Consider the following 26,271-nt stretch of genomic DNA (forward strand, 5'->3'; position numbering starts at 1 on the left):
CGGCTCAGCCGTACTTGCCCTGCACCGCGCTGTCGGCGATCGCGGTGACGACCTTGAACGCCTTCATCGCCTCGGTCATCGTCGCGGCCTCGAACGCGATCCGCCGCAGGCCGGTTTCGGCCACCGTCGGCACGACCGCGGCGGCCTGCGCGAGATGGCTTGCATCGAACTCGATCTCGATCCGGTGCGGGGCGACGACCGGCGCCACCCGGCTCGCGCGGGTCATCGACCGCTCGGCCGCCTCGGCGATCCGACTCGCCGTGACCGACGGCGGGTCGCACACCGCCGCGTACCGGCTCACGCACTCCTTGACGACGACGTGTTCGGCATCCGGGGCGTACTCGGCCGCGTCGGCGCACGCCCGGTCGTCGCCGGTGACGACGAGGACCGGCACTCCGTACTCGGCGGCCAGCGCGGTGTTGAGCCTGCCTTCGCTGGCGGGTGCGTCGTCGAGCCACACGCCGGTGATGTGCGCGGGCAGGTAGGTGTGGGACAGCACGCCCTCGCACCCGGAGCCCGCGTGATACCCGAGCAGCACCGCACCGTCCACACCGGAATCGACACCTTCCATCATGGACAGCGGCTTGTGCCTGCCGGTCAGCAGCCGCGCCCGGGTGTCGAGCTCCTCCAGGAGCAGGTTTCGCTGCGACAGGTGCGCCTCGTTGACGAGGGCGCCGTCTGCTCCACCCGCGCACAGGCCCGCGACCGCCGCGTTCACGTCACCGGTGAACAGCTTGCGGAACCGCTGCCACTGCTCGGTCCCCGGCACGACGTCGTCGGTCCAGGTGACGCCGGTGACGCCTTCCATGTCGGCGGAGATCAGGATTCTCGGCCCCGAGGTGGGGCGACCGGGCTCGCTGCCGGGTGCAGGCTGTGTCATGGGCACAGGCTACGACGCCTAGGCGCGCTAAAGGATCATGCCGCCGACGGTGTCGGATTCGACCGGAATCGTCGTATCCTGGGGTATGGCCACCGGCGTCCTCGTGCACGCTGCGATCTTCGTGGCACCGACGATCGTGGTGCTGCTCATCGTGTTGCTGCCGGGCGCCGCGCGCCGTGCCGCCCTCCGGCACCAGGCCGGTGGAGGGCCGATCCCGCGACACCGCGCCGTCGAAGTCGTGGCCGCCGACCTGCGCCGCGCTCACTACGCCCTGGTGACCCTCGATGCCGATGCGTCCCGTTTCCACCGGGACGAAGCCTGCGCCCACTACGACGCGGTGCTGGCCGAAGCCTGCGCGATCGCCGACATCCCGACCGACCGGCTCGACGATGCGACCGGCATCGACCGCGACATCGCGCGGCTCGAACTGGAGGAAGCGCTCATCCAGCGTGGCCTCGCTCCGCACTGACGGACGGCCCACCAGCGCACCGCCTCGGCACGGGACCGGCTTCCGCGCGGCTTTCCTACTTCCGTCTGTTTCCGGTGGGCAACCCGTGTGCAAAACGTTGACAGCACGTTCGCGGGGGTGGTTACTTTTTGCGCTTCGGGTCATCCGCTCAGTCGACAACGAGGTGCAACCGTGCGATTCGCTCGATCCCGGCGCGGCAGAGCCGTATCCGCCGCCCTGTTGACGCCCCTGCTCGTAGCGGGGCCGTTCACTCCCGCAGCCGGCGCACAGGAGACCGGCGACGGCGAGAAGTCGGTGCTCCGTGTCGCACTGGTGCAGGAGATCGACCACCTGAATCCGTTCACCGCCAGCTTCGCCTCCAGCACGATGATCGGCCGGATGACCTGGGAGTTCATGACGCCACCGTCGGCCGAGGACGCCACACCGTCCCCGGGCGTGGCCTCGGAGTGGGAGTCGTCGGAGGACGGCCTGACGTGGACCTACACGATCAACCCGGACGTGAAGTGGTCCGACGGTGAGGACGTCACGTCCGAGGACGTGAAGTTCACCTTCGAGAAGATCATGAACGACCCGGTGGCCGCCGAGGCCAACGGCAGCTACGTCGAGAACTTCGAGAAGGTCACCACGCCGGACGAGGACACCGTCCAGGTCCGGACCTCCGAGCCGCAGGCCAGCATGACCGCCCTCGACATCCCGATCGTGCCCGAGCACATCTGGTCGGACGTGGCGGACTTCTCCGCCCCGAAGACCGACACGCTCGAGTACGTCGGCGTGGGCAGCGGCCCGTTCGTGATCAGCGACTACCAGCCGAACCGGTTCGTCAAGCTCGAGGCCAACGACCGTTTCTGGCGCAGTGATGTCGCGGTCGACGAACTGCAGTTCATCCAGTACGAGAACGCCGACGCCGCGGTGTCGGCGCTGCAGAGCGGCGAGGTCGACTTCGTCAACCGCCTCACACCGGCACAGTTCGAGACGCTCGAAGGCAGCGACGGCGTCGCCACCAACTCCGCCAACGGGCGCCGGTTCAGCGAGCTCATGATCAACCCGGGTGCGGAGAACCAGGACGGCGAGAGCATCGGCGACGGCCACCCCGCGCTGCGGAAGCAGCAGGTGCGGCAGGCGATCGCCTACGCAATCGATCCGAAGACCCTCGTCGACCGCGTACTCGGCGGATACGGCCAGCTGCCCGGCGGTCTCGTGCCCGCGATCTACGAGACGTTCCACTACGAGCCGTCCGAAGAGGACAGGTACACGTACGACCCCGACCGCGCGAACCGGATGCTGGACGAGGCGGGCTACGAGAAGGGGCCCGACGGCGTCCGCCGGGACGAGAACGGCCGGCCCCTCGAGTTACGGCTGACCGGGCGGTCCAGTGAGGACTTCGACGTCCGCGCCGCCGACTTCATCGCGGGCTGGCTCGGCGACGTCGGCATCCGCGTCACGAAGAACCTGGTGTCCGACAACCAGGTCGACGAGCAGACCACAGCGGCCAACTACGACCTGGCGCTGTCCGGCTGGGGGACGAACCCCGATCCGGACTACATCCTCGCGAAGCAGACCTGCGACGCACTGCCCACCTCTGAGGGCAACAGCACGAGCAGCGCGTTCTACTGCGACCCGGCCTACGACAAGCTCTACCGCCAGCAGCTCGCCGAGATGGACACCGACAAGCGCGCCGAGATCGTCAAACAGGCACAGGAGCTGTACTACAAGGCGGCGCCGAGCGTGATCATCGGCTACGAGCAGGCGCTCGAGGCGTACCGCTCGGACCGGTGGGACGGTTTCCCGCGCCAGCCGAAGGGCGAGGGCGTCATCATGGAACAGACCGGGTACTGGGGCTTCGCCGGAGCTCGACCGGTCGACGGCGGCCAGTCGGGCGGCATGCCGACCGGCGCGTGGGTGGCCATCGGCGCGGTCGCGCTGATCGTGCTCGCCGGCGGCGGCACGATGCTGGCGCGCCGCAAGGGTTCCGTGGACGACAGGGAGTAGGTAGCACCCGGTGACCACGAGTCCGACCGACCAGCACGCCGCCGACCCCGACGAACGACGCAGCGGCACCTCCACGGTGCGATACGTCGCCGGAAAGGTCGGCGGCGCGCTGGTGAGCCTCGTATTCGTCGTGGCGCTGGGGTTCTTCCTGTTCCGGATGATCCCCGGCGACCCGCTCGCCACGATGACGCGGGAACGTCCGACGGGCCCGGAGCAGCTCGCTCACCTGCGCGAACGACTGGGACTGGACCAGCCCGTCTGGCAGCAGTTCCTCGACTACGTGGGCGGCCTGTTGCAGGGCGACTTCGGCACGTCCTACCTGTACCGGCGTCCCGTGGGCGACATGATCGCCGAGCGGGTCTGGCCCACATTGCTGCTGGTCGGTACCGCGACGGCGCTGGCGGTGTTGCTGGGGCTCTGGCTCGGCGTCCGCGCGGCGTGGCGCAGGGGCGGGCTGTTCGACCGCACACAGACCGGCATCGCGCTCGCGTTGTGGTCGATGCCGCAGTTCTGGCTCGGTCTGTTGCTGCTCATCGCCACGCAGGGCGTGTTCCCCAGCCGAGGCATGACCTCGGTCGACCAGCCGGACGGTTTCGTCATGCAGGCACTCGACGTCGGGTGGCATCTGACGCTGCCGTGCCTGACGTTGCTGCTGGTGATCTACGCCCAGTACATGCTGGTCATGCGTTCGTCCCTGCTCGAGGAGATGGGCGCCGACTATCTGCGCACGGCCCGGGCCAAGGGGCTCCGCGACGACCTGGTGCGCAGGCGGCACGCGGTGCCCAATGCGCTGCTGCCGACGATGACCCTGATCTTCCTGCAGTTCGGCATGGTCGTGTCCGGCACGGTGACCGTCGAGGCCGTGTTCTCCTGGCCGGGTCTCGGCCTGCTCACCTATGAGTCTCTGCGCGGGCCCGATCTGCCCGTGCTGCAAGGGGTGTTCGTGATTCTGGCCGGTTCGGTGATCGTGATGAACCTGATCGCGGACCTGCTGTACCGCGTCGTCGACCCGAGGGTGCGTGCCTCATGAGCGCGCCGGTGTGGGCACGCAGGCGCGCAGCCGCGGCGCAGGTGTGGCAGCGGTTCCGGACGAACCGAGGTGGACTGTTCGGGGCCGCGTTCATCGCATTGCTCGTGGCGTTCTCGCTGCTGGCTCCGTTGCTGATCGACCAGGACGGCCTGGACGTCGTCAGGGCCACGGGCGGGTCGCTGGAACCGCCGAGCGGTGAGTACTGGCTGGGCACGGACGAATCCGGCCGGTCGGTGCTGCTGCTGACGTTGTGGGGCGCGCGGGTGTCGCTGCTGGTCGGGTTCGCGGCCACGCTGTTGTCGGTGGTCGTGGGCACGCTCGTCGGCGTGGTGTCGGCGCACTTCGGCGGGTGGGTCTCGGCGGTGCTGATGCGCATCACCGACTTCTTCCTCGTGCTGCCGGCGCTGGTGCTGGCGGCGGTGCTGATGGCCGTGCTGCCCAAGTCGATGTGGACCGTGATCATGGCGATCGGCATCACGTCCTGGCCGACCACGGCGCGGCTGGTGCGGGCGCAGACGCTGGCGGTGGAGAGCCGGCCGTACATCGAACGGTCGAGGGCCCTCGGTGGCGGGCACGGCCACATCGTCGGCAAACACGTGTTGCCGTCGGTGCTGCCGCTGGTGTTCGCGAACACGACACTCGTCGTCGGCGGATCGATCATCGCCGAGTCGACGCTGGCGTTCCTGGGCATGTCCGGACCGGAGATCTCGTGGGGCTCGATGCTCGACCGCGCGAACCAGTCGGGCGCGGTGACGGCGGGTGCCTGGTGGTACCTGTTGCCGCCCGGCGTCGCGATCGTGCTGGTCGTGCTGTCGTTCACGCTCGTGGGGCGCGCGCTGGAGACCGTGCTCGACCCGCGGCTGAAGGGGGACCGGTGACCTCACTACTCGAACTGCAGGACCTCGGGGTCACGTACCGGACCGGCGAGGGTGACCTCGAAGCCGTGCGCGGCGTCGACCTCACCCTGCAACCGGGCGAGACCCTCGGCATCGCCGGCGAGTCGGGGTCCGGCAAGTCCACCGTCGTCGCGAGCGTGCTGCGACTGCTGCCGAAGTCGGCGACCGTGACCGGCCGGGTACTGCTCGACGGCGAGGACGTCGGCGCGATGCGCTGGGGCAGGCTGCGGGCCGCACGCTGGTCGGAGGCCTCGGTGGTGTTCCAGGGTGCGATGCACGCGCTCAACCCGGTACAGCGGATCGGCAGGCAGATCGCCGAACCGCTCCGGCTGCACACCGGGGCCAGCGAGACCGAGATCGACGCACGCGTACGGGAACTGCTCGAACAGGTGGACCTGCCCGCGGCGAAAGCACGGGCGTATCCGCACGAGCTGTCCGGTGGGCAGAAGCAGCGCGTGATGATCGCCATGGCGTTGGCGTGCGACCCGAGGCTCGTCATCGCCGACGAGCCGACGACCGCCCTCGACGTGATCGTGCAGGCGCAGGTGCTCGACCTGCTCGGCAGGCTGGTCGCCGAGCGCGGTATCGGCCTCGTGTTCATCACCCACGACCTGTCGGTGCTCGCCGCGACCTGCAGCCGGATCGCGGTCATGTACCAGGGGCGGATCGTGGAGACCGGGGACGCGAAGGACGTCATCACCGCGCCGCGCCACGAGCACACACAGGCCCTCGCCGCCGCGTTCCCCGAGGTCGGCGACCCGGCGTCGCGGTACGCACCCGCCACGTCGGAGCCGCTGCCGCAGGAAGGGGAGCGGGACCCGCAGCAGCCGGTGCTGTTGTCGGCGCGCGAGCTGCGGGTGCACTTCCGCGACCGCACCGGGACCACCGTGGCCGCGGTGGACGGTGTCGACCTCGACGTGCGGCGCGACGAGATCGTCGCGCTCGTCGGGCAGTCCGGATCGGGCAAGACCACCCTCGCCAGGACACTGCTCGGCCTGCAGCGGCCGACGTCGGGCGAGGTGCACTACGACGGCAGACCCGTGCCGACCTCCTCGTCCGGGTTACGGGACTACCGGCGTCACGTCCAGCTGGTCCTGCAGGACCCGAGCAGCGCGCTCAACCCGCGGCACACGGTGTACGAGTCCGTGGCCGAAGGCCCTCGCATCCACCGGCTGGGCGGCGACGAGCACGACCTGGTCGTGGCCGCGCTCGAGGCGGCGGAGCTCAGGCCGGCCGCGCAGTATCTGACACGGTTGCCACACGAACTCTCCGGCGGCCAACGCCAGCGTGTGGTGATCGCCGGGGCGCTGGCCCTGAACCCGAGCGTGCTGGTGGCCGACGAACCGGTCGCGTCGCTGGACGCCTCGGTGCGCGGGGAGATCCTCGGGCTGCTGTTGCGGCTGCGCAGGCAGCTCGGCCTCGCCGGGCTCGTGATCACCCACGACCTCGGCCTCGCGTGGAACATCGCCGACCGCGTCGCGGTGATGTACCGGGGTGAGCTCGTCGAGGTCGGGCCGGTGGACCAGGTGCTGCTCGAACCGAACCACGAGTACACCAAGGCGCTGCTCGCGGCGCTGCCGTCACCCGGTCCGGACGATGCCCGCTACACCGGTTGACACACGGCCACGGGACCCGCACGAGTCGAATACGCCGATACGCGTAGTGACTCCGGATACATCGGGTGATATCAGGGCGTCCCAACGTGGTGTGTAACCTCAAAACCTAGTATGGCGACCACCACAGACCCCGTGCCCGGCGCCGGAACCCGGACCGGCAAGGGCCTTGCGGACACGTTCATCCCGGCCGACGCGGAGCGCGGCGCGGGAAGGTTTCCGCTGCGCACCACGCTCATGGGCGTGGTAGGCAGCGTGCTGGTCCTGATCGCGTCGTTCGGTGCCGCCGGGGTACTGGTGCACGATCCGGTCCTCAGCGAAGGCCCGCTGTCGTGGATCCGGTACGGCCACGGCAAGGTCCTGATGACCGGGTTGCTGTACATCGGGTTCGGCCTCGTCGTGTGGGCGTGGGTCCGGCTCGGCCGGTACGTGCTCGCAGGGCTGATCGGCGCGCGCCCGGTGGTGATCGCCGCGTTGTCGTGGATGGCGCCACTGCTCGTCGCTCCGCCGCTGTTCACCCGGGACGTCTTCTCGTACCTCGGCCAGGGCGCGCAGCTGCTGCACGGGCTCGATCCGTACGCCTACGGTCCCGCGGCGCTCGACACGTTGCCCACGGTCGTGGAGAACGTGCATCCGCTGTGGCAGACGACGCCCGCGCCGTACGGGCCGCTGTTCCTGTGGATCTCCCAGCACATCGTGGGCGCCACCGGCGAGAACATGATCGCCGGCGTGATCGTCACCCGGCTGGTCCTGCTGGTGGGACTCGCCGCGGTGCTGTGGGCGCTGCCGAAACTGGTCCGCAAGCTCGGCGGCAACCTCGCCGTGACGATGTGGCTGGCGGTGGCCAGCCCGATGATGGTCATCCACCTCGTCGGCGGCCCCCACAACGACCTGCTGATGCTCGGATTCCTCGCCGTCGGCGTGCTGCTGGCCCTCGAGCGGAAGCACGCACTCGCCGTCGCACTCGTCACGGTCGGGATGCTGATCAAGCCGACGGCCGCGATCGCCCTTCCCTTCCTGGTCTGGATCTGGGCGAACCACCTACCGCCCGAACGCAGCCTGTTCCGCCGTTTCGTCGCCGCCGTGACACCTGCGGTGGGCATCTTCGGCGTGGTGTTCGTCGCCGGCACGTGGGCCTCGCTCGGCTCGTTCAACCTCGGCTGGTTCGCCGGCCTGTCCGCGCCGCAGATCATCGTCAACTGGCTGAACTTCCCGAGCGGTGTCGGCGAGGCCGTGCACACCCTCGTGAAGACGATCGTCGACGTGCCGCCAGGGCCGTTCATCGACGCGGCACGTGGTCTCGGCTGGCTGGCTCTCGCCGCCATCGTCGTGCGGCAGTGGTGGCTGGCGCGCCACGGTGGCGCCAACACCACGATCTTCCGGATGGGGATCGCGCTGCTGACGGTGGCGATCTTCGCACCGCCGACGTTGCCGTGGTACCTCACCTGGGGCTTCATGATCCTGGCGCTGTTCCGCTGGAAGCGGACCCACCTGGCTGCGGTTGTCGGGATCAGCGTGTTCCTCGTACTCGTCTACTACCCGACGGGCGAGCAGAGCCTGTACCACTGGTGGTTCATCGTGGGCGTCGTCGCGGCGAGCCTGTACGCGGCGGCGTCGCTGCTCAAGCCCGACCCGCTGGGGCTGGTGGCCGCGTGGCGGCGGCCCGACGTGCACCGACCCGAGCTTCCCCTCAGCTCGCCGACCAGCCGCTCCACGCGCTGACGGCGATCGCCACCACCGGACCGCGTGGCGGGCTGTCCTCGTACTGGGGATAGCGCGCCGTCAGCGCGCGGATCGCCGGCATCCGGTCCGTGCCGTCGTCGTGGACCGTGGCGGTGCCGTCGGCGCGCACCCACCAGAGCCTGCGCCAGTCGTCCTCGTAGTGATCGACCAGCAACGACACCCGCGGGTTCGCGGTGATGTTGCGCAGTCGTCGCAGGTTGAGCGTCGACTTGGGCTTGTCGTCGATCGCGAACACCACGGTGTCGCCCTCCACCGCGAACGTCACCGGCACGAGGTGTGGCACGCCGTCGGCATCGGCGGTGGCCAGCGTCGCCACCCGGGCGGCCAGGAACCGGGAGCGGGCTTCGACCGGGTCGAGTTTCATGCCCCGAGCCTAGGGTCCGCGGCGCGTCAGCGGCCGCCGCCGCGTCCGGGATTGATCACGAGGTGGGCGGCGTCGGCGTCCAACGTGGCCGGGACCCCGAGCGGAAGGGTGAGCGCGCCCTTGTGGTGACCGAACCCCAGCTCCCACACCATCGGCACACCGAGCGAGCCGAGGCGTTCGAGAACCAGCGCCTCGACGTCGGCCGGATCGCCGCACTCGGCCCACGATCCGAGCGCGATCCCGGCGACGCCGTCGAACCACCCGGACCGCAACAACTGGGTCAGCATCCGGTCGATCCGGTAGACGTCCTCTCCGACGTCTTCGAGCAGCGCGATCCCACCGGCCGCGCACTGCTGCTCCGGGGTGCCCGCACTCGCGGCGAGCAGGCTGAGGTTGCCGCCCACGGTGCGGCCGGTGGCGGTGCCACCGGCGAGCGTGCGCGCGGACGGACCGCGGATGGTGCGGGTGGCGTCGGGGTGGAACAGCGCCTCACGCAGGCTCTCGGCCGCGGCGGCGTCGAAATGGGTCGAGGCCGGCATCGTGGCGAACACCGTCGGGGTACCGAGGTGGCGGGCGAGTGCGGCGTGCAGGGCGGTGATGTCGCTCGAACCCGCGAACGGCTTCGGCCCGGCAGCTCGGACGGCGTCCCAGTCGATCAGGTCGATCATGCGCTGGGCACCGTACCCGCCGCGCGCCGCCACGACCGCGGCAATGTCCTCGCGTGTCCACGCGCGCGTGAAGTCGGCCGCGCGTTGTTCGTCGGTTCCCGCCAGGTACGGATACCGCGGGTGCCGCGCGCGGACGCCGTCGAACACCTCGACCCGCAGCCCCCACGCGGTGAGCGCGCCGACCGCCTGGTCCACCAGGTCGTCGGCGATCGGCCCGGACGGGGCGACCAGGGCCACGGCGTCCCCGGGCCGCAGGGCGCGCGGGCTCACCGGCGCAGCTCCAGCGGCGGAACGTCCGGGGTGAACCCGAACACCTGCCCGTAGAAGGCCAGTTCGGCCTCGAGAGCGGCAACGATCGTGGCAGCACCGCGGAAGCCGTGCTGTTCTCCCTCGAACGGGAGATAGGCGTGCGGAATTCCGCTGCCCTCGAGCGCCTCGACGAATCGTTCGGCCTGGTCGGGCGGGCAGATCTCGTCGTCGAGTCCCTGCAGCAGCAGCACCGGGCCCGCCAGGCCGCCCAGATTGTGCATGGGGGAGCGGACGCGGTGCCGCTCGGCCGTCTCCGGGAGCGGTCCGACGAGCCCGTAGACGTACTGCGACTCGAAGTCGTGCACCTCGCCGCCGTCGCCCGTCCACTGCGCCAGGTCGAGGATCGGGAACTTGATCGTCGCCGCGCGATAGGTGTCGGTCACCGTCATCGAGGCGGCGGAGGTGAACCCGCCCGCGCTGCCGCCGCGGATCGCGATCCGCTCGGGGTCGGCCGTGCCGTCCTCGGCGAGGGCGCGGGCGACCGCGGCGCAGTCGGCTACGTCGACGACGCCCCACTGCTGCCGCAGCCGTTCCCGGTAGTGCCTGCCGTAACCGACGGACCCGCCGTAGTCGACGGCCACGACACCGATGCCGCGGCTGGTGAAGTAGGAGAAGTCCAGGTCCAACACCGCGTAGTTGCGGCCGGTCGGGCCGCCGTGGGCGTGCACGAGGTAGGGCGGCCGTTCGTCGTCAGGGCCCGCGTGATCCGGGTGCCGCGGCGGGTAGACATAGGCGGGCACGGCGTGGCCGTCGGCGGTGTGGAACGTGCGCTCCTGCGGCACCGACAGGTACTCGGCGGGCGGCAGCTCGGGCTGCGGGGTGAGGTGGGTGACCGTTCCGTCGGCGGGCCGCACCCTGACGACGGCGTTCTCCGTGTGCGGTCCCGCCGCGATGCCCACGACGTCACCGTCGGCGACGGCGATCGACGGCGACCACGCTGTCAGTTCCGGGGCGACGGGGGTGAGCGTCCCCGAGGTCGTGTCGAGGACGGCCAACCGGCCGGACGCCAGCACGGCGTACCGGTCCCGGTCGAGCGGCGCCAACCAGCGCGCGCCCGTCTTCCACATCGCCCCGCCGAGTTCGGCCTCGACCGGCGCGAGCGCGACCAGACCGGCGTCACGGCCGCCCCCGTCGAGCGGCACCCGGTGCAGGTTCCACCAGCCCGACGGATCGGCCAGTGCGAGCAGCTCGCCCGCAGGTCCCCACGTCAGCTGGCACACCGACACACCGTCGCCGCCCGCCACCACGCGGGGCGGACCGAGCGTGCCGTCGGCCTCGACCTCGGCCACACAGACGCTCGTCTCGTCCCACGGCATGGCCGGGTGGTCCCAGCCCAGCCAGGCGGCGCGCCGGCCGTCGGGGGAGAGCTGCGGGGAGGTGAGGAAGTGGTGCGTGGCGGCCAGGGACCGGACGTCGCCGTCGCGGCCCACGGCGACCAGGTCACGGGCGATGTCGATGCGGCGGGGGCCGGTGACGGTCTCGCGCACCGCCCACACCGCGCCGCCGGGGCCGGGGCGCAGATCGCCGTAGCGGAACCCGTGTGCGACGTCGGGTTCGGGGGTCAGCGGCCGCACCGGTGCGGCCGTGGCTGCGGCGCCGTCCGGGAGCGGCACGGCATGGATTCGCTGGTCGTCCCAGTGGGTGAACACGAGCGTGTCGTCGACCACCGCCCACGGCCTGCCGCCGTACTCGTGGAGCCGGTTCCGGACGTTCCAGGGCGCAGGCAGCACGTCCGCCACGCGGCCGTCGTCGCCGGCACGTACCAACGCAACCCGGCCGCCCTCGGCGGGACGGGCCTCGGCCCACCACACCTCCGACCCTCGAGCCACGTCCGCGGCGCGGACCACGTCGAGCCACTGCGGCGTCACACCCGCTGCGGCGACATCACCGGCGGTGATCGGGGACGGCCAGGTACCGAACGGAGCGATCGCAGGCATGCGGGCCACCTTAGGGGAGTCGCCGGGGCCGGTGGGACGAAGATCAGACCACGAGTCGCACCCGGACGAGACCCGGCGGGGAAGTTGGCTTAGGGTCGGAGGGGCCATGGCTCGTGTCATCCACGTCTTCCGCCAGCCCGACCGGTTCGTCGCAGGAACCGTCGGGGAACCCGGCGATCGCACCTTCTACCTGCAGGCCACCGAGGACACGCGGACGATCAGCGTGACCATCGAGAAGCAGCAGGTCTCGGTGCTCGCCGAACGTCTGAGCTCGCTGCTCGAGGAGATCGCCAGCAGATTCGACGCCGAGGTGCCGGAAGAGGCCCCGGACGAGCTGGTCGACAACGAGCCGCTCAGCGTGCCCGTCGAGGAGGAGTTCCGCGTCGGCACGATGGGTCTGGGCTGGGACGCCGAGAGCCAGGCCGTCGTGGTCGAACTGCTCGCCGTGACCGAGGGCGAAGTGGACGAGACCGTCGTGCTGGACGACACCGAGGAGGGCCCCGACGCCGTGCGGGTGTTCCTGAGTCCGCCCGCCGCACGTGCCTTCGCCTCCCGCGCCGACCGCGTCGTCGGCGCGGGCCGGAAACCGTGTCCGCTGTGCGGTGAGCCGCTCGACCCCGCCGGCCACATCTGCCCGCGGCAGAACGGCTACCGGCGCGACTCGGAACTGACCGACGAAAGCTGAGCCGGCGTGGCAGAGGCGCACAACGAGCCCGGCAGAACCGTCGACCCGGCGGATCCGGCCGTCGTCGAGCTGATCACGCGCGGCCGGCTCGACGTGCAGGGCCGGGTAGTCGACGCGTCGAACCTGACCCTGTTCGGCACCGTGGAGCTCGACGGTGCCGAAGCCGACGTCGTGTACAAGCCCGTCACCGGCGAGCGGCCGCTCTGGGATTTCCCCGACGGCACCCTGGCTGGCCGTGAGGTCGCCACGGCGCTGATCGCCGAGGCGGCCGAGATCGGCAGGGTGCCGCCGACCGTGCTGCGGGACGGCCCGTTCGGCGACGGCATGGTGCAGCTCTGGATCGACGTCACCGAACGGGAACTGGTCGACGTCCTCGCCCCCGAGGAGTTGCCCGACCACTGGCTGGTCGTCCTCCGTGCCCAGGATCAGGAGGGGCAGCCCCTCGTGGTGGCGCACGCCGACGACGAGGAGCTGCGCGAGCTGGCGATCCTCGACGTCGTCGTCAACAACACCGACCGCAAGGGCGGGCACATCCTGCCGGGGCCCTGCGGCCGGAGCTACGGCATCGACCACGGCATCTGCCTGCACGCCGACCCGAAACTGCGCACCGTGCTGTGGGGCTGGGCGGGCGAACCGCTGGGTGACGACGTGCTGGACAAGCTGCGCAAACTCCGCTGGGCACTCGACCGTGACCTCGGCACCACGCTGTCGCAGCACCTGACCCGCGACGAGATCGCCGCGCTCGCCACGCGCACCGACGGTCTGATCGAGGCGGGAGCTTTCCCTGTTCCCAGCGGCGAATGGCGCGCGATTCCCTGGCCGTTGTTCTGACCGAAAGCCCGCTCCGACCGGTGGGGCCCGTCCCGCACGACGACCGCCGGTGCGACGACAGGGGCCGCATCCCAGCGCCCCGGAGCCGCAGGGGTGTGGCGCTCCCCGGATCCCACTACCCCGGCCGCTAGATTCCGATTCGTGCGTTCCCATTCCTACGGCAACATCCTGTCCGGTTCCCGCAAGCGCAAGATCCCCGAGGTGCCCGCCGAGCCGGGCCTCGTCGTGGAAGACCCGGCGAGCGGATTCTGCGGCGCGCTCGTCCGGCTCGAACACGGCAACGCGGTACTCGAGGACCGGAACGGCAAGCACCGGGTGTTCCCCCTCGGCCCCGCCGCGTTCCTGCTCGACGGCAAGCCCGTGACCCTCGTGCCGGCGCGACCGTCCCAGCCCGCCGCGCCGCAGCGCACGCAGTCGGCCTCCGGCTCGGTGCACGTCGACGGGCTGCGCGCCCGCGTGGCGCGGGACTCGCGTATCTGGGTCGAGGGCAAGCACGACGCCGAACTCGTCGAACGCATCTGGGGACACGATCTGCGCGTCGAAGGCGTGGTCGTCGAACCGCTCGACGGTGTGGACGTGCTTTCGGACGCGATCGCCGAGTTCGGCACCGGCCCCGGACGACGGCTCGGCGTGCTCGTCGACCACCTCGTCCCCGGCAGCAAGGAGTCGCGGATCGTCGACGGCATCACCGACCCGAACGTGATGATCACCGGCCATCCGTACGTGGACATCTGGGAGGCGGTCAAACCCGACGTCCTCGGGATCGAGGCGTGGCCGCGGATCCCGAAAGGGGTCGAGTGGAAACGCGGCGTGTGCGACGCGCTCGGCTGGGGCGAGACCTACGAGGGCTGGCAGCGGGTACTGGCCGCGGTCGGGAGTTTCCGTGACGTCGAAACGCCCCTCATCGGTGCGATGGAGCGGCTCATCGACTTCGTCACCGAGCCCGCCGACTGAGCGGGAGCGTCTCCCGACGTATCGCGGGGTCCGCGCACCGCGGCCGAGCACCCCGTAGGCCGAACGGGTGAACTGTGTCGGGCACGGGCGGCGTCCGCGACACCAGTGAGGTCACACCTCGGTCACGTACTGTGATCCGGTTCATCTCGCCGAATCGTATCTGGGAGCATGTGCGCATGACAGCGGCGCTCATCTGGCTCATCATCGGCATCGCTCTGATCGTGACCGAGGTGCTGTCGGGCGACTTCGTCCTGCTCATGCTCGGCGCCGGGGCGCTCGCCGCAGCCGGAGCGGAGGCGATCACGGGCAACATCTACATCGACGTCGCCGTGTTCGCGATCGTCTCGACGGGCATGCTCGGGCTCGTCCGGCCCGCACTCAAACGGCGTTTCCTCGCGGGGCCCGGCATCAAGACGAACGCCGAGGCGCTGGTGGGGAGTCAGGCCGTGGCGATGTCCGAGGTGGACTCGCACGGCGGTCAGGTGAAGCTCGCCGGGGAACCCTGGTCCGCACGGGCCCTGACCGAAGGCGACGTCATCGAGGCGGGTACGCACGTGACCGTCGTGGAAATCCAGGGAGCCACCGCCATCGTGTCCGCCGCGATCTGATGTGACGGCCGCATCCGGGGCAGTGCCCGCCGCGCCCGCCGCGCGGGCCGGGTCGACAGTGCTCCGCAGAACCGAATAGCCGCCGACCGGGACGGCGCATGCGATCGAGCGTGCCATCAGGCCCGGTCCGCACCGTGAAGGGGAGAAACTAGGTGGAGACAACAGGACTGATTGTTGTCGCCGTCATCGCGCTGCTCGTGATCGTCGTGGTCGCGAAGGCGCTGATGGTGGTGCCGCAATCACAATCGGCCGTCATCGAGCGGCTCGGACGGTTCCGGATGGTGGCCGGTCCCGGCCTGAACTTCCTCGTGCCGTTCCTGGACAAGGTGCGCGCGAAGGTGGACCTGCGGGAACAGGTCGTTTCGTTCCCGCCGCAACCCGTGATCACGCAGGACAACCTGACGGTCTCGATCGACACGGTCGTCTACTTCCAGGTCACCGACTCCCGTGCCGCGGTGTACGAGATCTCGAACTACATCGTCGGTGTCGAGCAGCTGACCACCACCACGCTGCGGAACCTCGTCGGCGGCATGAGCCTCGAGGACGCGCTGACCTCCCGTGACCAGATCAACCAGCAGCTGCGCGGCGTGCTCGACGAGGCGACCGGCCGCTGGGGCATCCGGGTCGCCCGTGTCGAGCTGAAGGCGATCGATCCTCCGCCGTCCATTCAGGACTCGATGGAGAAGCAGATGCGCGCGGACCGTGAGAAGCGCGCCATGGTGCTGACGGCCGAAGGTGAACGCGAGTCGGCCATCAAGACCGCCGAGGGTCAGAAGCAGAGTCAGATCCTCGCGGCGGAGGGGTCCAAACAGGCCTCGATTCTGTCCGCGGAGGCCGAGCGGCAGTCGCGGATCCTGCGGGCGCAGGGTGAACGTGCCGCCCGTTATCTGCAGGCACAGGGGCAGGCCAAGGCCATCGAGAAGGTCTTCGCGGCCATCAAGGCGGGCAAGCCGACCCCGGAGGTGCTGGCCTACCAGTACCTGCAGACCCTGCCGCAGATGGCGCAGGGCGACGCGAACAAGGTCTGGATGATTCCGAGCGAGTACGGCCAGGCTCTCGAAGGCTTCGCCCGCAAGCTCGGCGCCCCGGGCGAGGACGGCGTGTTCCGCTACGAGCCGCCCACCGGCGACGACACGGAGATGCCGCCGCTGGAGGACGAGGAGGTCGCGTCCTGGTTCGACACCAAGTCGGACCCGAGCGTCGCCGAGGCCGTGCGGGAAGCCGAGAAGGTCGCGCGCCAGGAGGTCGGCCCGCTGCACGGTACTCCGCAGGCGCCCACTCCGCCGCCCGCGGCACTGCAGGCGCTCGGCGGCGGTACCCCGTCGCCCGCTCAGCCCGAGGCCGCTGCGGAAGAGGAGAAGGACGAGGCTCCGGAACTGCCTCCGGCGCCGCCGGCACAGCCGACTCCGCCGCCCGCACCGCCGCAGCAGGCTCCGCAGCAGCAGCCGCCCGCGGGTCCGTACGGCGGTAATCCGGGGCAGCAGCAGCCGCCGCAGGGTGGTCCGACTCCGCCTCCGCAGCCGCCGCAGGGCGGGCAGTACCCGCCGCAGCAGGGCCCGCCGTTCGGTGGCCCGCCCCGTCGGCAGTAGGCGTCAGCAACAACACAGAAGGGCCGGTTCCCACGGATGGTGTGGGAACCGGCCCTTCTGTGTTCGCCCCCCTCCGGTCGCCTGCTGCCACCGATCGGCACGACGACGCCACGACGTGGACGCCGACGGTCCGAGTCCGGGGTGGATGGCCGAGTTCCAGCACCTGGGCGTGGTGATCACGCAGCCGTCGGCGTACTCGGCGGTGTCGATCCCCGCACGCCTTCACCGCGGCGGTTCCTGCCGGTCCGGGGCGGTGGTCATGCGCTACGGTCGGTCGTGATGAGCGAGCATCCGGTTCCCCTCACGCGGTCGGTGGTGGCCGGGCCGGATCCGTGGCCCGGGTCATCCGATCCAGCCGCGTTACTCGCGGGGATCGCCGACTGGCTCACCGGTTACGGCAACGTGCAGACCCGGCGCACGTACGCCGAAGGCCTCGGACTGCCCGTCACGAGTACCGACGTCGAACACTGGGCCCGGACCGTCCCCGGGCCGGGTCCGGCATCACTCGTGGCGTCCACAGCGGACGGGGCTCGACAGGACACCGGAGGCCGGCACACCGCGGCAGCGGGCGACGGCTGGCCCGAAGCGGTGGCGGCCTACGCGGCCGCATTGCAACTGAGCCCGCCCGGTCGTGACGACGATGCCGGTTCGGTCCGGCGGCCGCCACCGGCGCCGCGTGGCCGGTTGCGCGCGGTCCACTGGTTCCGCTGGTGCGCCGCCCGGGGAGTGGACCCCGTGCAGGTCACGAGCACGCATGTGAAGGCGTGGCTCGACGCCGTGTCCGCCGCCGGGGCTGCACCGTCCACTCGCGACCGTCTGCTCACGACCGTGAAGACCCTGTACTCGTACCTTGCCGAGATCGGCCTCGTCACGGGGAATCCGGCGGCTCTGAACAGGCGGCGACTCGGGCTGGCGACCGCGGCGGCGAGCACCTCGGCCACCGTCACGCTGACCGGACGGCAGGTACGTGCACTGCACACCGCGGCGGCGGCGCCGCGCAGGGGAGCGGGTCCGGTGGACACCGCCCGCGCAGCCGCGGTCGTCGCGCTGTTCACCCTCGGTCTGCGCGTGAGTGAGCTGTGCGGGCTCGACGAGTCCGATCTGCACGTGACGCGCGGCCGCCGGGCGTTGCGGGTGCACGGCAAGGGCGGCAAGACCCGCATCGTGTATCTGAGCGAACCCGCCGACGCCGCGCTGACCGAGTACCGGCTGCGACTGCGCGAGGCCGTGGGCTCACGGGAGACCGCGGTGCAACGCGACCACGTCGGCACCGCCGACGACCGGCCGTTGCTGCGCACCCGCACTGGACGGCGTTTCCAGCGGCAGGCGATCTGGCAGTTGCTCCGCAGGGTCGCAGTCTCGGCGGGACCGGAGCTGGCCGAGGTCGCCGACGCCATGCATCCGCACGCGTTGCGGCACTTCTACGTCACCACCGCGGTCGAGGCCGGTGCGGACCTCGCCCACGTACAGGGCGACGTCGGGCACAGCAGCATCGACACCACACGCAAGGTCTACGACCACGCCGCGCCTGATCCCCAGCGCAGCGCCGTCGACCTCGTGGCAGGAACCTGGTACGACACGGCAGGCACCGGGCTCGCGGACGAATCAGGTGACGGCTCCCCGGAATCGGACCGCCCTTCGTCGTGAGGCGTTCGGTGTCGCAGTGTCTCGTCGCCGCAGCGTCTGGTCGCCGCAGCACCGGCCGGCCCGGTCGAGGGCAGCGTCGTCACGCCGGTCCGTGCGGGTGCTGAGCTCGCTGGGTGCGGCACGCCCCTTCCCCCGCCTCACGTGGCGAGCGGGGAAGCATGCCGACAGGCCGAAATCCCCGGCCCGCACACGAGGTGCGAGCCGGGGAGGAAATCGGGGAGGATCAGGCCACGCGCACGACGTCGGCCTGCGGGCCCTTGGGGCCCTGGCTGACGTCGTAGGTCACCTGCTGGTTCTCCTCGAGGGTCCGGAAGCCTGCCGCGTCAATGGCGGAGTAGTGAACGAACACGTCCGGGCCGCCCTCGTCCGGGGCGATGAAGCCGAAGCCCTTTTCCGAGTTGAACCACTTCACGGTTCCGTTGGTCATGATTGTCTCCTTCAGGAGCTGGGGGTATGACGGGCAACCACACCGTGTGGAGGCCCGGGCCTGGCGATCTCAGACGGCGGCTCACTCCAGCTACACCAAAGAAAGAAGCTCGCCCGCATCAACATCCTGCGAGCATGCACAAAACACGAACCCAGAAATTCATCGGCCACTTATCAGTCTACACGTATCACCCGCCGGACATCAGCGGCGACCACGATGGCCCTTGTCGCCGCGTCGGCCCCGCCGGGCAGGTCCCCGAAATCGGTGCCGAGGCCCCGCGACTCCACTGTCCCGCGGCTCCACTGTCCTGCAATCCACTGTGGAGCGCACGCCGCCCGCACGGCAGGGACAGCCATCTCCCGGGAACACCGGACCCCGGTGACGACCTGATGCGGGGCTTCGCCGGAGGTCAGTGCCCGGTGGGGGTGGCTGTGGGCCGGTCATCCCGGTGCGAGGTGCGGCGGGGGCGGGTGGCGAGCGCGATCACGGGGAGCAGCGCGACGGCCAGCACCCCTCCGCCCAACGACAGCACGGTGTAGCTGCCGGTGGCCACGACCAGGCCGGAGGCCAGTCCACCGCCTGCTCCGGCGACTGCGATGGCGACGTCGACCAGTCCTTGAGTCTTGGCGCGGGTCGCCAGTGACGTGTTGTCGGTGATGAGCGTGGTGCCGCTGACCAGACCGAAGCTCCATCCCAGGCCCAACAGGCCCAGGGCGACCGCCAGCAGCGTGACCGACTGCGGTGGCGAGAACCCGGCGACCAGACCTGCCGCCAGGAGGGTGATGCCGGAGGCAACTGCGACGGGCATTCGGCCGTAACGGTCGACGAGATAGCCGCTCAGCGGCGACGGCAGATACATCGCGGCGACGTGGACGGCGATGACGACTCCGGCGGCTCCGACCGAGTGGCCGTGGTGCTGCATGTGGATCGGGGTCATCGTCATGATCGCGACCATGACGAGTTGAGCCAGCACCATCACCGCGGACCCGAGCAGCACGCGGCGCCGGTCGCCCGCCGAGTCCCCGGATGCCGTATCGCTGAGTCCTGCCGCGCTGGGTCCTGTATCGCTGAGTCCTGCCGCGCTGTGGCCCGCAGTGCTGTGACTCGGGTCGGCCGGGTCCGAGCCGGCCACGGCACGTGCGGTGAGCAGGGGGTCGGGACGCAGCAGCGCCCAGAGCACGACTGCGGCGGCTCCGTAGGCGACGGTGGCCAGCGAGAAGGGGCCGGCCAACGGCGGAATGTGCCACGACGTGGCCAATGCGCCCAGTGGGGTGACCAGGTTGGGACCGACGACCGCGCCGAGTGTGGTGGCCACGAGGACGACGCTGAGCGCACGTGCCCGGTGCGCGGGCGTGGCGAGGTCGGCGCCGGAATAGCGGGCCTGCAGGTTGGTGGCGGTGCCTGCCCCGTAGACGACGAGGGCGGCCAGCAACAGGGCGACGTCGTCGACGGCGGCGGCGATCACGACGCCCAGCGCACCCACCGCCCCGGTGGCGTAGCCGGCCGCGAGGCCCGTGCGACGCCCACGGCGCTGGGAGATCGCTCCGACCAGGGCGGCCGCCACGGCCGAGCCGGCGGTGAACAGGGCGCTGGGCAGGCCGGACAGGCCAGTGGTGCCGAGCATGTCTTCGGCCAGCAGGGCTCCGACGGTGATGCCCGCGGCCAGTCCCGCCCCACTGAGGATCTGGGCGGCGATCAGGACGGTGAGGATGCGTCGTTGGGCACGATGCAGTGCGGCCGTGGTGGTCATCCCCGGTCCCTTCGGCAGGCGGTCGTTCACGCAGCGGTGGTGATGGGCATGCCGTCACGGCGCCATTCGAGGATGCCGTCCTCCAGCAGTGCGGCCTCGCGTCCGCTGTCGTGCAGCAGGCGCACCGCGTCGTGGGAGAGCACGCAGTAGCGCCCCCGGCAGTAGGCGACCACCTCGACATCGGGCGGGATCTCGGCCATTCGGTCGGCAAGCTGTTCCAAGGGGATCGAGACGGCCCCTGGCACGTGCCCGGCCGCGTACTCCTCGGGGGGACGCACATCCAGTACGAGGACCCGGCCTTCAGCGGTCTCGCGGAGAAGCTCCTCACGATCGACCAGCCGGACCTGCTCGGTGTCGAGGTAGGCGCGGCGGACGCTCTCCACCTCGGCACGGTGCGTATCGGCGACCCGGCACAGCACCGACAACAGTTCGGCCACGTCGGCGCCGGTCAACCGGTACAGCACGCTCGTTCCCCGTTTGCGAGTGGTCACCAGGCCCGCGTCGTGCAGTATCTGCAGGTGCGCCGACGCGGTCGTCAGCTTCAGCCCGGCCGCTCGGGACAGTTCGCGCACGGGACGCTCGCCCTGGGCCAGGAGTTCCAGTAGTTCGAGCCGCTTGCCGTGCGCCAGGGCTTTGCCGGTACCGGCGACGGCGTCGTACAGATCGGCCTTGTCGACGTCCACACGTGGCAGTGTTCCACAAATCCATGGAATACTGAAGATATGCTCGAGGAGCTACACGGCGCCCAGCGGAAACACTGGCAGTCGGTCTACACGGCACACCCGGAGATGTACGGCTGGCGCCCCTCCGAGCCCGCCCGGTACGCGGCCGAGGTCTTCAGCGCCTCGCGTGCCGGCTCGGTACTGGAGCTGGGTGCCGGCCACGGCCGGGATTCGCTGCACTTCGCACGGGAAGGCTTCCCGGTGCACGCCACCGATTTCAGCGGCACCGCGTTGGATCGACTCCGCGCCCAGGCCTCCCACGAAGGAGTGGCCGAGCAGGTCCGGACCACGGTGCACGATGCGCGCGACCCGCTCCCGCTTCCCGACGCCTCCGTGGACGGGGTGTTCGCGCACATGTTGCTGTGCATGGCGTTGTCCACGCAGGAGATCCGTGCCGTCGTCGCAGAGGTGGAACGTGTGTTGCGGCCGCGTGGAACTCTGGTCTACACCGTCCGCAACACCAGCGACGCTCACTACGGCGTCGGCACGACCCATGGCGACGACATCTATGAACACGGCGGCTTCGCCGTGCACTTCTTCTCTCGTGAGCTCGTCGACGACCTTGCCCGTGGCTGGCGGTTGCGCGAGGTGCACTCCTTCAGCGAGGGGGAACTGCCTCGGCGGCTCTGGCGGATAACCCAGACCACACCACGACATCCGCGCCCTGCGAGCTGACGCAGCCGATCGGTGGTCCGGCGCGGTTCAGGACCCCTCTCCGTCCGGTGGCACGTCGCCGGACGGTGCGTCTCGGGACAGGAGTTCCCGCAGTACGAGCTCGCGGAGGGTGGCCGGATCGTCGCCGGCGTCAAGCACCGCCCGGTGCACGCGCCGGAGCACGCCGTCCGTGGCGGAGCGCTCACGATCGGACTCGGCCACCCGCGTCCGGAGTCGCTCCACTTCGCCTCGCAGGTCGGCGAGTTCGCCGCGCACGCTGCTCAGGTCCTGGTCGGCCTGCTGCTGGGCGGCCAGCGCCTCGTCGAGTCGCCGGGCGAGTTCTTCGGCCCGCTGCGCAGCGTCGCGTTCCCGCTGGGAAGCCTGGCGCAGCGCGTCGCGCGTCTCGTCGAGCTGGGCCGTCGCGGTCGTCAGGCGCTCGGTGAGGCTCTGTTCCAGATCGCGGCTACGCGCCCGGTGTTCGTCGAGCGCGGCCTGTGCGGTGTCGCGCTCACCGGTGCGTTCCGCCAGCTGCCCGCGCAGCTCGTCGAGACGTTCGGTGAGCTCGTCGACCCGGGCACGGACGACGCGGTTCTGATCCTCCGCGGTGCGGGCCCGGTCGGCCGCGGCCTCGGCCGTGGCCTCGGCGCGGGCCTGTGCGAGCGCGGCGGCGTCCGCTGCGGCGGTGGCCTGTTGTGCGGTGTCCTGCGCCGCGTCCGCGTCAGCGCGTGCGCGGTCGGCTTCGGCGACGGCCTCGTCCCGGAGCCGTAGCGCCTCGTCCGCCCGCTGTTCGGCCTCGGCCTCTGCACGCCGGGCCTCCTCGGCGGCCGCGTCCGCCTCGTCCGCCCTGGTGGCAGCGGCGTTCAGCTCGTCCTGCATGCGGGCCGTGACGTCGTCGAGTGCACCGCCGAGCGTCTGCAGCGGTTCCAGGACCTGCCGGGCGGTCTCGGCGAACGTGTCGGTCGCTTCGCGCAGCGCCGTCGGGGGATCGGTGTCGCCGAGCGCAGTGCGGAGAGCGTGTTCGGCGGCCGCCAGTTGCTTGCACGTCTTGTCCCCGGGCCACCGGCGGTCGGGGCAGAACTCGTACGGCCGTCCGCCGCGCGGCCCGGGTGGCGGCAGGGGCTCTCTGCAGTGCCGAAACCCACACCGCGCCGCCTGCGGATCCGTCACGTGCACCGTCACACTTTCCGCACTCATGCGACCATCCTACTTACAGATTATCTATCTCGTAACTTGGGTTTTGAGTTTTGTAACTACAACCAGGAGTTCGCTACAGAAGGTATATTTTGTAGCTGAGTGAATCGGGGGTTCGCCACGTCCCGACGAGGGACTCGAAGAGGACGCTGAGGGGACCGAACCAGGCCGGTTCCGCGCCGTCGGGAAAACCGCCAACGCACACTCGATGGCCTCGGACGGTGCACGTGGCGGGTCGATCGTCGACCCGACGGGAACGGGCGGAGCAGGGGGCAGAACAGACGGAGCGGGCCGGAGTGTGTGCCCTCGAGCGTGCAGCGAAAATCGCTGGACACACGGGGCTACGGTCAGCGACGTGACCACGAGCAACACGCCGGTGCTGTGGGTGAGCGGGGCGCGTGGCACGGGGAAGACGACAGCCGGTTGGGGTCTGTACCGACGCATTGCCGACCGAGGTGGCAGCGTCGCCTATGTCGATATCGACCAGCTCGGACTGATCGGGCCACCGCCCGGCGGAGGAGGCGCGAGCCACCGGATCAAGGCCGACAACCTCCTGCGCATGGTCGCCACCCTGCGTCGCCGCGGTGTGCAGCAGGTGCTCGTGTCGGGCGTTGTGGATCCGCAGCAGGGAATCGAGCCGTACCTCATGCACAAGACCGAGGCGGCCCACATCGATCTCACGCACGTGCGGCTCACCTGCGAGCGGGAAGAGCTGCGCCGGCGCTTCCTGGGACGCGGATCGTCGCCGGAGATGCTCACGGAACTGTTCGACCTGGTCGACGAGCTCGACCGTTCCGATACAGGCTCGATGGTCGACACGACCGGGCAGAATCCGGCGGACACCGTCGACACGTTGATGGCATGGACCACCGTGCGTACCGCTCCGGTGCTCCCGTTGCCCGCCGCTCCCTCCGATGGCAGCTTCCGGTCGGCCCTGGTGGCCGTGGTGACCGGTGCGACCGCGGTGGGCAAGTCCACCATCAGCTGGAAGGTGCTGCGCGACCTCTGGCGACGCAACGTCGTGACCGCCTACGTGGACCTCGGCCAGCTCGGGTTCGTCCACCCGGGCCCGGATCCTGCCCTGCAGGCCGCTGCCCTCCGGTCATTGTGGGATGGCTATCGACGGACCGGGGCGCGGGCATTGCTCGTCGTGGCCCGCGAGCCCGCCTCGGTGGTGGACGCCGTGCCGGACGATCCCGTCACCGTCGTGCATCTCGACGCGGACGCCGCGACGCTGGCCGCCCGCGTACGCCGCCGAGCCGACGGTGAATCGGCGCTGCTGGCCGGCGACGAACTGCGAGGCGCATCGCCCGCCGTCCAACGTCGGGTGGCTACTCGAGCAGCAGCCGAGGCAACCCGGCTTCGATGTGTCGGAACCGATGGGATCATCCTCGACACGAGCGGACAGAACGCCGACGAGACCGCCGCGGCCGTCCTCGACGCGCTGCGGTCCGCCCCGGGGACGCTTCTGACCAGCACGTGAACCACCTAGACCAGCGGTGCGCCGGACCACGGTCCGCCACACCGCGTCCACGGGAAACAGGTCTCGCACACGCCGGTCGTCACCCGTGTGCGCGCCTCGGTGGTGGACATCTCGGCGGTGGACATCGTGCCGGGCGATCCGGTCAACGCCGCGCACCGCGTTCCAGCCGCCTACGTCCAGGGCGGCGTCGCACTGCCAGGCCCGTGCCATCGGCACGGGCCTGCTGCACAGTGCACTCCTGCTGCACAGTGCACTCCTGCGGGACTGTGCGTCCGTGGGGATCGACGCGGGGTCAGCTCTTCGTCAGGTCCTGGGCGAGCATGAGGATGATGCCGCTCGGGCCACGGACATAGGTGAGTTTGTAGACGTCCCCGTAGGTGGCCACGCCGCGCAGCGGGTGGCAACCGTGCCGCGCGGCGACCGCGAGAGCCGCGTCGATGTCGTCGACCGAGAAGGCGACTCGGTGCATGCCGATCTCGTTGGGCTGCGTGGGCGCCGTCTCGATGGCGTCGGGGTGGATGTACTCGAAAAGCTCGAGACGACCGGTGCCGTCCGGCGTCTGGAGCATGGCGATGTTGGCGTGGTTGCCGTCGAGGCCGACGGCTGTCTCGGTCCACTCCCCGCTGACCGTGTCACGGCCGAGGACGGTCAGCCCCAGGTCGGTGAAGAACGCTATCGCTGCGTCGAGATCGCGCACGGCGATGCCGATGTTCTCGAGTCTGATGGGCATGCGCGCACGGTAACGAACCGTGGCGCAGGTCGCCGGTTGTCGAGTCCTGCCTGGGCGCCGGTCGGCACGAGCAGCCGCGCGAACAGATCGCCGGCGTGGTCGGGGATTCCTGCAGCGGTGGGCCAACCGGCCGGTTGGGCCGGGAGTGACCGCGCCCGACGAGGCAGCCGCGGTCCCGTTGCTGCATCGCGGATCGTGCGCCGGCTCGGACGTCCGGCCGGTGCGGCACGGGTTCGTCAACGGGACAGCGGAGCCATCATGGATCGAACGCATCGGGGCTCGTGGCAAAGCCCGCCACAGGGAGCGAGAGGGGAGACCGGGATGCGAGTCCTGCTCGTCACGCACGGCACTCGGGGTAATGTACAGCCCTTCGTCGCGTTGGCGACGGGCTTACTCGCCGCAGGTCACGAACCAGTGTTGGCAGCGCCTGCGGCATTCGGCCCCTTCGTCGAGCAGCACGGCGTGCGCTTCGCGGCGTTGGACGACGGGCCGAACCGGATATTGGACGATCCCGGGCGCCTCGAGCCGGTCCTTGCAGGCAAGGGCGGGAACGGGCGGCGGATCGCGGCGATGCTGAGTGTGCTGCGGGAGGCCAAGCCGGCCATGGCTCGCGTGCTCACGGACATGGCTGCCGCGGCCGACGGCGGTGCCGATCTCGTGGTCCATCAGGCCAACAGTCCCGCCCACGCCGATCTCGCCGCCCGCCCCAGAGTCCAGGTACTCGGTTTCGACGACGTGTGGCAGCGGATCCTGCCGGGCGATGCGGTGGAGCCCGAGCGCGCCATCACCGTCGACACCAGCCTCGCCGCACTCGAGATGGCCGCCGCCGACGATGTCTGCGCGGTCGTGCCCGAACGGTTCGCTCGCACCGCCGTCCGCACCGGTCGCGTCAGCCTCGCCCTCGACCGGACGTGGCCGATGCGTCAAGCCCACTACCTGCTCCGCCCGCTCGACGCACCGCACCGCATCCGCACGCGCGTTCCTGCGCTGGCTCGACGAGCTCGAACAGGACAGCGCCCCGCTGGGAGAGATGACCGAGTAACGGTCCGCACCACGGTGGGCGACCTCGCCGTGGTGACCGGCTGCGGCGTGCATCCGCTGG

General features: G+C 70.5%; 23 protein-coding genes and 1 pseudogene. 15 read left to right on the forward strand and 9 right to left on the reverse strand.

What is annotated here, in order from left to right; translation table 11 throughout:
• Window positions 1–4: 4 nt before the first annotated feature.
• Window positions 5–880, reverse strand: coding sequence for a M55 family metallopeptidase (locus LY40_RS01785; RefSeq protein ID WP_183787517.1), 876 nt, complete (start codon window positions 878–880; stop codon window positions 5–7).
• A 49-nt stretch (window positions 881–929) separates the two neighbouring features.
• Here LY40_RS01785 and LY40_RS01790 point away from each other — a divergent pair, with 49 nt between their 5' ends.
• From LY40_RS01790 to mptB, 6 genes are all read left to right on the forward strand, one after another.
• Window positions 930–1,349, forward strand: coding sequence for a hypothetical protein (locus LY40_RS01790; protein ID WP_258935729.1), 420 nt, complete (start codon window positions 930–932; stop codon window positions 1,347–1,349).
• A 171-nt stretch (window positions 1,350–1,520) separates the two neighbouring features.
• Window positions 1,521–3,338, forward strand: a complete 1,818-nt coding sequence (locus LY40_RS01795) for an ABC transporter substrate-binding protein (protein ID WP_258935730.1) — start codon at window positions 1,521–1,523, stop codon at window positions 3,336–3,338.
• Between the two features lie 10 nt (window positions 3,339–3,348).
• On the forward strand, window positions 3,349–4,368 hold the full coding sequence (locus LY40_RS01800) for an ABC transporter permease (protein WP_258935731.1): 1,020 nt from the start codon (window positions 3,349–3,351) through the stop codon (window positions 4,366–4,368).
• Entirely contained in the window at window positions 4,365–5,246 is an 882-nt protein-coding gene (locus LY40_RS01805) for an ABC transporter permease (RefSeq protein ID WP_258935732.1), read from the forward strand. The genes LY40_RS01800 and LY40_RS01805 overlap by 4 nt, the downstream gene beginning before the upstream one ends.
• Window positions 5,243–6,880: a dipeptide ABC transporter ATP-binding protein gene (locus LY40_RS01810; protein ID WP_258935733.1), complete on the forward strand. Its 1,638-nt coding sequence runs from the start codon at window positions 5,243–5,245 to the stop codon at window positions 6,878–6,880. The genes LY40_RS01805 and LY40_RS01810 overlap by 4 nt, the downstream gene beginning before the upstream one ends.
• A gap of 111 nt (window positions 6,881–6,991) precedes the next feature.
• Window positions 6,992–8,599, forward strand: a complete 1,608-nt coding sequence (gene mptB, locus LY40_RS01815) for a polyprenol phosphomannose-dependent alpha 1,6 mannosyltransferase MptB (protein ID WP_258935734.1) — start codon at window positions 6,992–6,994, stop codon at window positions 8,597–8,599.
• Here the strand turns inward: mptB and LY40_RS01820 are convergent.
• The 3 genes from LY40_RS01820 to LY40_RS01830 are packed head-to-tail and all read right to left on the reverse strand — an operon-like array spanning window position 8,568 to window position 11,898.
• Entirely contained in the window at window positions 8,568–8,984 is a 417-nt protein-coding gene (locus LY40_RS01820; RefSeq protein WP_258935735.1) for a TIGR03668 family PPOX class F420-dependent oxidoreductase, read from the reverse strand. The two genes, mptB and LY40_RS01820, sit on opposite strands and share 32 nt — an antisense overlap.
• Window positions 8,985–9,010: 26 nt before the next feature.
• Window positions 9,011–9,922 carry a S66 peptidase family protein gene (locus tag LY40_RS01825; RefSeq protein WP_258935736.1) on the reverse strand — a complete coding sequence of 304 codons (912 nt, stop codon included), beginning with the start codon at window positions 9,920–9,922 and terminating at the stop codon, window positions 9,011–9,013.
• Window positions 9,919–11,898, reverse strand: coding sequence for a S9 family peptidase (locus LY40_RS01830; RefSeq protein WP_258935737.1), 1,980 nt, complete (start codon window positions 11,896–11,898; stop codon window positions 9,919–9,921). The genes LY40_RS01825 and LY40_RS01830 overlap by 4 nt, the downstream gene beginning before the upstream one ends.
• 106 nt (window positions 11,899–12,004) lie before the next feature.
• Here LY40_RS01830 and LY40_RS01835 point away from each other — a divergent pair, with 106 nt between their 5' ends.
• The 6 genes from LY40_RS01835 (at window position 12,005) to LY40_RS01860 (ending at window position 18,212) form a co-directional block, all read left to right on the forward strand.
• Entirely contained in the window at window positions 12,005–12,583 is a 579-nt protein-coding gene (locus tag LY40_RS01835) for a DUF3090 domain-containing protein (protein WP_258935738.1), read from the forward strand.
• A gap of 6 nt (window positions 12,584–12,589) precedes the next feature.
• Window positions 12,590–13,414, forward strand: a complete 825-nt coding sequence (locus LY40_RS01840; RefSeq protein ID WP_183787262.1) for an SCO1664 family protein — start codon at window positions 12,590–12,592, stop codon at window positions 13,412–13,414.
• Between the two features lie 141 nt (window positions 13,415–13,555).
• A complete protein-coding gene (locus tag LY40_RS01845; protein ID WP_183787263.1) occupies window positions 13,556–14,368 on the forward strand; it encodes a DUF3097 domain-containing protein in 813 nt (270 codons plus the stop codon).
• 176 nt (window positions 14,369–14,544) lie between these two features.
• Complete coding sequence (locus LY40_RS01850; RefSeq protein ID WP_183787264.1) at window positions 14,545–14,976, forward strand: NfeD family protein; 432 nt, start codon at window positions 14,545–14,547, stop codon at window positions 14,974–14,976.
• A gap of 224 nt (window positions 14,977–15,200) precedes the next feature.
• Window positions 15,201–16,565, forward strand: a complete 1,365-nt coding sequence (locus LY40_RS01855) for an SPFH domain-containing protein (RefSeq protein ID WP_258936246.1) — start codon at window positions 15,201–15,203, stop codon at window positions 16,563–16,565.
• A 279-nt stretch (window positions 16,566–16,844) separates the two neighbouring features.
• Window positions 16,845–18,212: a tyrosine-type recombinase/integrase gene (locus LY40_RS01860; RefSeq protein WP_258935739.1), complete on the forward strand. Its 1,368-nt coding sequence runs from the start codon at window positions 16,845–16,847 to the stop codon at window positions 18,210–18,212.
• 223 nt (window positions 18,213–18,435) lie between these two features.
• Here LY40_RS01860 and LY40_RS01865 read toward each other — a convergent pair whose 3' ends face one another.
• The 3 genes from LY40_RS01865 to LY40_RS01875 all read right to left on the reverse strand — a co-directional run bounded on the left by LY40_RS01865 (window position 18,436) and on the right by LY40_RS01875 (window position 21,072).
• On the reverse strand, window positions 18,436–18,639 hold the full coding sequence (locus LY40_RS01865) for a cold-shock protein (protein WP_183787266.1): 204 nt from the start codon (window positions 18,637–18,639) through the stop codon (window positions 18,436–18,438).
• Between the two features lie 409 nt (window positions 18,640–19,048).
• Window positions 19,049–20,389 (reverse strand): MFS transporter, encoded by a 1,341-nt coding sequence (locus LY40_RS01870; protein ID WP_258935740.1) that lies wholly within the window; start codon window positions 20,387–20,389, stop codon window positions 19,049–19,051.
• Window positions 20,390–20,415: 26 nt separating this feature from the next.
• Complete coding sequence (locus LY40_RS01875; protein WP_183787268.1) at window positions 20,416–21,072, reverse strand: ArsR/SmtB family transcription factor; 657 nt, start codon at window positions 21,070–21,072, stop codon at window positions 20,416–20,418.
• A 39-nt stretch (window positions 21,073–21,111) separates the two neighbouring features.
• On the opposite strand from LY40_RS01875, the gene LY40_RS01880 reads away from it, so the two are divergent.
• Window positions 21,112–21,786 carry a class I SAM-dependent methyltransferase gene (locus LY40_RS01880; protein WP_258935741.1) on the forward strand — a complete coding sequence of 225 codons (675 nt, stop codon included), beginning with the start codon at window positions 21,112–21,114 and terminating at the stop codon, window positions 21,784–21,786.
• A 27-nt stretch (window positions 21,787–21,813) separates the two neighbouring features.
• On the opposite strand, the gene LY40_RS01885 is transcribed toward LY40_RS01880, so the two are convergent.
• A complete protein-coding gene (locus LY40_RS01885) occupies window positions 21,814–22,959 on the reverse strand; it encodes a response regulator receiver protein (protein ID WP_258935742.1) in 1,146 nt (381 codons plus the stop codon).
• 352 nt (window positions 22,960–23,311) lie between these two features.
• Here LY40_RS01885 and LY40_RS01890 point away from each other — a divergent pair, with 352 nt between their 5' ends.
• Window positions 23,312–24,439, forward strand: coding sequence for a hypothetical protein (locus tag LY40_RS01890; protein ID WP_258935743.1), 1,128 nt, complete (start codon window positions 23,312–23,314; stop codon window positions 24,437–24,439).
• Window positions 24,440–24,731: 292 nt separating this feature from the next.
• Here the strand turns inward: LY40_RS01890 and LY40_RS01895 are convergent, their stop codons facing one another.
• Window positions 24,732–25,169 (reverse strand): VOC family protein, encoded by a 438-nt coding sequence (locus LY40_RS01895; RefSeq protein ID WP_258935744.1) that lies wholly within the window; start codon window positions 25,167–25,169, stop codon window positions 24,732–24,734.
• Window positions 25,170–25,490: 321 nt separating this feature from the next.
• Here LY40_RS01895 and LY40_RS26465 point away from each other — a divergent pair.
• Window positions 25,491–26,075 (forward strand): annotated as a pseudogene (locus LY40_RS26465) (glycosyltransferase); the annotation flags it as partial.
• Window positions 26,076–26,271 lie beyond the last annotated feature (196 nt).

This window comes from Prauserella salsuginis (assembly GCF_024648885.1).
GTDB lineage: Bacteria > Actinomycetota > Actinomycetes > Mycobacteriales > Pseudonocardiaceae > Prauserella > Prauserella salsuginis.